Annotated in this window: 6 protein-coding genes and 1 pseudogene; 5 read left to right on the top strand and 2 right to left on the bottom strand. The window is 38.5% G+C overall.

What is annotated here, in order from left to right:
• Window positions 1-189 precede the first annotated feature (189 nt).
• The 5 genes from I2D69_RS02985 (at window position 190) to I2D69_RS02970 (ending at window position 2395) form a co-directional block, all read left to right on the top strand.
• Window positions 190-714 (top strand): flavodoxin family protein, encoded by a 525-nt coding sequence (locus I2D69_RS02985; protein WP_173716678.1) that lies wholly within the window; start codon window positions 190-192, stop codon window positions 712-714.
• Window positions 715-983: 269 nt separating this feature from the next.
• Window positions 984-1118 (top strand): hypothetical protein, encoded by a 135-nt coding sequence (locus tag I2D69_RS20420; protein WP_255610488.1) that lies wholly within the window; start codon window positions 984-986, stop codon window positions 1116-1118.
• A gap of 47 nt (window positions 1119-1165) precedes the next feature.
• Window positions 1166-1417 (top strand): 4Fe-4S binding protein, encoded by a 252-nt coding sequence (locus I2D69_RS02980; protein ID WP_195379374.1) that lies wholly within the window; start codon window positions 1166-1168, stop codon window positions 1415-1417.
• Window positions 1418-1797: 380 nt separating this feature from the next.
• Window positions 1798-2091, top strand: coding sequence for a type II toxin-antitoxin system RelB/DinJ family antitoxin (locus I2D69_RS02975; protein ID WP_195379373.1), 294 nt, complete (start codon window positions 1798-1800; stop codon window positions 2089-2091).
• Complete coding sequence (locus I2D69_RS02970; protein WP_195379372.1) at window positions 2081-2395, top strand: type II toxin-antitoxin system RelE/ParE family toxin; 315 nt, start codon at window positions 2081-2083, stop codon at window positions 2393-2395. Before I2D69_RS02975 ends, I2D69_RS02970 begins: the two co-directional genes overlap by 11 nt.
• A 724-nt stretch (window positions 2396-3119) precedes the next feature.
• On the opposite strand, the gene I2D69_RS20685 is transcribed toward I2D69_RS02970, so the two are convergent.
• Window positions 3120-3317: a hypothetical protein gene (locus I2D69_RS20685; RefSeq protein WP_195379371.1), complete on the bottom strand. Its 198-nt coding sequence runs from the start codon at window positions 3315-3317 to the stop codon at window positions 3120-3122.
• A pseudogene (locus I2D69_RS02960) lies at window positions 3278-3606 on the bottom strand (MobC family plasmid mobilization relaxosome protein). Before I2D69_RS02960 ends, I2D69_RS20685 begins: the two are co-directional and overlap by 40 nt.
• Window positions 3607-3904 lie beyond the last annotated feature (298 nt).

Below are 3904 nucleotides of genomic sequence, written 5' to 3'. Positions count from 1 at the left end.
GACTGGAAAATGTTATTCTTATCATAGGCAGTGGAGCTTTCTTAGTTCAGTTGTTTCGTGTGGTAACTTAACAATAACGGATTATGAAAAGTAATTCCACTGCTTTTTTAATAAAAATAAAACTGCGCCACAGCCTTGGCAGGCCATCGCGCAGCGATTTTGTTCAATCGGAAGTTGGAGGATACACGCATGAAAATTGTAATCATTAATGGAAGTGCCAGAAAAGGAAACACGCTGACAGCAATCAATGCATTTATAAAAGGAGCATCAGAAAAGAATGAAATTGAAATCATTGAACCTGACAAACTCAACATTGCACCATGCAAGGGATGTGGTGTCTGTCAATGCTCTAAGGGATGCATCGATAAGGATGATACAAATCCTACAATTGATAAAATTGCTGCTGCAGATATGATTCTTTTTGCTACACCAGTTTATTGGTGGGGAATGTCAGCACAATTGAAACTTATCATTGATAAGTGCTACTGCCGTGGATTGCAGTTAAAAAATAAAAAAGTTGGCACGATTGTTGTAGGCGGTTCTCCCGTAGACAGTATCCAGTATGAGCTGATTGATAAGCAGTTTGACTGTATGGCAAAATATCTTTCATGGGATATGCTTTTCAAAAAATCATATTACGCAACAGCCAGAGATGAACTTGAAAAAAACAAGGACTCCATGAACGAACTTGAGGGGATCGGAAAAAATTTATAAAGCACGTTCCAAATTCTAATTGCTTTGTAAGAGGGAATATCAGAGAGGCAATGTAAAAGCCACTGGCGGAAGTGCAGATGGCGATGGCAAAGTATTCCCTGAAGGATATTGCCGATTATATCGATAAAAAGATACATTTTTAGGAATGTGTTTATTATACGCATGCCTGTAACTAAAAACTTATGGGAATTATAGAGAATAAAGGACGATTAAAAATGTTAGATAAAATGGAGGTATACTATTTCAGTCCCACGGGAGGAACGAAAAAAGTGAGTAGTATTTTTGCGGATGCGATGGAAAAAGAAGTAATCTGGCATAATCTGGGAAGTAAGGAACCTATGATGGAGAAGATGAGAAAGAAATCCATAAATTTGCAGAAACTGTCAAGAATAGCACTGCTGTAGAGAATGTTCAGGTTCCAGGAAATCGCCCATACAAACCAGAGATGAATATGCCGGTTGCACCAATTTCCCTACCATCCTGTACGAAGTGTGGAAAATGCGTAACTGTCTGTCCGACAAACGCTATTTCAGTTGCAGATGGAGCAGTGATTACGGATATAGAGAAATGTATTCTTTGCATGGCATGCACCCATATCTGTACGGAACAGGCGAGAATTCGTCCGCTTCCATTACAGCAGAAAACGGAACAGATGCTTGGTGCCTTAAAGGGTGTCAGAAACAAAAATGAAGTGTTCTTATAAGGAGAAGTAGCATACCTAAAGACAGCAGTATATGTTATCTGCGTATGAATGATAAGATCATTGCGGTTATTGGTTATAAGGAAACTTCTAGTTTGTTTAATTGGATAAATCGGAATTGTGCACCCAGACAAGCTCTCCGGCAATCAGGACACAGACAGGTGGTTATCCTGGCATCCCAATCATTGGACGTCAGGAACTGAATGAGTACAGAAAGAAAAAGTTGTGCCGATTGTATTTTTATTGTACCTACCTCAATTGTAATCTAAGATTCCATACCTACTATCTTAGATAAGTGCAAAGAAATAAGTGAAATATCAATACAATTGTATTGAATTAGTAATGAAATAGCATTATAATGAAGAAAAAAGGAGGTATCTAAAATGGCAAGTACAATTCAGATCAGGGTAGACGATGATTTGAAAAATAAATCAGATCAGCTTTTTAAAGATCTTGGAACTGACACGACATCAGCAATAAGGATGTTTTTAACGCAGGCGGTTGCATATAATGGATTTCCATTTGAAATAAAACGAACTGTGCATAATCCTTATACATCTATGACAGAAGAAGAGATGCTTCAAAGATTGGAACAATCCAGAGAATCTTCAAAAAGGGGAAATTACCGAAATGCAGATGATGTGATTTCAGATATAAGAGGAAAATATGGATTATAAAATAGTTGTAACAGCTGAAGCACAAGAAGACTTGAATCAGTTTATACAGTATCTGCTTTTCGCTAAGAAAAATAAGCAAGCAGCGAAAAATGTGCTTGATGATTTTGAGTATACTATTAAAAAGTTAAAGTATGTAGCGAGTAGTTTGAAAGTATGCGACAATCCACGTTTACAGAGTCTGGGATATCGTCGAATAAATTTTCAACAGCACAGATATTTTATGTTATATAGAATAGAAAATGATGTTGTATATGTGGATGATATTTTCCATGAGTTACAAGATTATGAAAACAAAATGATATAAATGGAATATTGGCAATAAAAAGATCATTTACCGTAAAACCGTAGATGGTCTTTTTTTATAACAAAAGAAAAATCAATAGTATTTGTAAGGCGTCAGTGGAGTCATTTCACTGGCGTTTTTATTTTTTTTATCTATTTTCATTTCTCCCTAAACTTTCCCAAACTTTTTTGTATTTAGAAGTTGAGAAGGCTACAGATCAAAAATTTGAATCAAAAAGCCGGATCAGCACTTTGATAATTAAATGAGCTTGCCAGTTCGCCGGAGTCCTGCCAGATAGGATTCCGGATAAGTCCAAGGACAATCGGTCCGAGGATGAACAGAAACAGAGGTTTGCATTGAAACATTGCTGCGGCAATGGCTTTCTTGACAAAGCGGCGAATTGATAATGATACTCCCGAATGATGTCGGCCAGGAGGAGTGAGGATCCTGGAGACCATACACGATATGACTGAGGCTGCCTGCGATGGCGCTAACGGACTGGGTGTTCCCTGAGATGGGATACACGCGTGAACAAGACAAACGAGCACTGTATGAAAAAAGATTGCCCCGGTTTATTCCGGGGTAACTGACAATAGAAGTCGTGTGGCAGAGGGAAACTTCTGCCATGAGTAGAAAGAACATACTCATGCTTGCCTTTAAGAGTCGCATCCGCAATCTTAGTTGCTGCTTCATGAGCAATATGCGGATCCGTAATCTCACCTGGTTTAAAGGAAATAATCATATGCTAGGCCAGGCTGTCCCCTTTCTCCATTACATTATCTTTTCCAAGTTTTGCAGTCATAGCAAATTCCAGATCCGCAGTTTCCGGAGAACAACCATAAGAAGAAACCAGATTCTGCTCGTCGGTCTTATCCGGATTGGTGATATAATCTACAGCTTTCTTTACTGTAGATTTGATGCCGAAGATCTTAATATATGCCATATTTCTTTTATCATTCCCTTCAATTCTTTCATTTCTTCCGGTGTAACGGAACCGGTAGCATTGGCAAGCCTTGCCAGCTGGTTTACATTCACACCGATCTTATGCATTTCAAAAACTGTTTCTCAAGGTACGTAGTATCAGTATTTACGATGATTCCGTCGATTGCCATCTTACGAAGATAGGCTCCCATGTTTGCAGTTCTTGATAAGATCATTTTCTTGCGAATCATCTTTTTCTCCTCTGGTGTAATCCAGAATTTAACTTGAATTTCTCTTTTTCTTTCAGCCATGAGCAGCTCCTTTCTGTATACTACGAGCGAAGCGAGCCTAACAAAACTGGGGAGGACCCCTGTTTTGAGACGAATGTCCGGAAGGTGGGTAACCACTTCCTGTCCTTGCTATTCCCTATCTCTTAGTTATTAAATACAAAAATGATCCGAGAAGTTTAGCAGGGTTGGTTGTCGGGATTTTTGCACAGCCATTTATTGTAAGATGATAACATCAAAAAAGAAGAAAAATCCAAGGAGGACTGGCAAATGAAAGGTTATGACACAAGCAACGGATATATGGGATATGTAGAAGGCAAAT

The organism is Ruminococcus sp. D54t1_190329_F1, assembly GCF_015551645.1.
Classification (GTDB): Bacteria; Bacillota; Clostridia; order Lachnospirales; family Lachnospiraceae; genus Blautia_A; species Blautia_A faecis.
This window is presented reverse-complemented; position numbering and strand designations above follow the sequence as displayed.